Origin of the sequence: Mycobacterium sp. E2699 (genome assembly GCF_001666745.1) — a bacterium.
In the GTDB taxonomy this organism is placed as follows: domain Bacteria; phylum Actinomycetota; class Actinomycetes; order Mycobacteriales; family Mycobacteriaceae; genus Mycobacterium.
The window spans coordinates 1-788 of the sequence record NZ_LZJH01000095.1 but is presented as its reverse complement, the minus strand read 5'-3'; the positions used below and the strand labels follow the sequence as shown (position 1 = coordinate 788).

Annotated in this window: 1 pseudogene; it reads right to left on the bottom strand. The window is 67.6% G+C overall.

What is annotated here, in order from left to right:
* Positions 1–788: pseudogene (locus A5696_RS17375) on the bottom strand (magnesium-translocating P-type ATPase); the annotation flags it as partial.

Genomic DNA, 788 nt, shown 5'->3' with positions numbered 1-788 from the left:
GAGCTGATCAGGATGTCGATGTCGCCGAAGTCTTCGATGCAGACCAGGCGTTTGACCAGGACCTTGGCCTTGGCCAGTTGCCGCGAGCCGGTCGCCAGGCCGGTGCTGACCACGGCGGGCAGCAGCTGCGGCGTGATGCCGACCGCGATCGCCAGCGAGAACAGCACCGAATCGATGATCGGCTTGTGCAGCAGCAGGTTGCTGACCAGGATGACCACCATCAGCGCGATCGCGACCTGCAGCAGCAGGTAGGAGAACCGGCGCAGCCCCACCTGGAAATCGGTCTCGGGTTGGCGCTTGTCCAAACCCGCTGCGATGCGGCCGAATTCGGCATCCCTGCCGGTGGCGTACACCACCCCGGTGCCCTCCCCGGCGCTCACGATGGTGCCCATGAAAGCGAGGTCGGTCGATTCGGCCAGCTCGGCGCCGGCCGGCACAGGCTGCGGCGATTTCTCCGAGCCCGTCGACTCGCCGGTCAGGATGCTCTCGTCGCATTCCAGGCCGGTGACGTCGATCAGCCGGACGTCGGCGGGCACGGCCTCGCCCAGCGACAGGCGGACCACGTCACCGGGCACCAGGTCGGTGACGCCGATCGTGACGAACTTCGAGTCGCGGCGCACCACGGCGTTGTGGTGCACGGCCGCGTGCAGGTCGGCGGCGGCCCGCTCGGCCCGATACTCGTTGACGAACCCCAAGCCGATGCTGGCCGCCAGGATCACGCCGATGATGATCGCCTGCATGCTGTCGCCGAGAAAGTAGGAGACGATCGCGGTGCCGGCCAGCAGGAT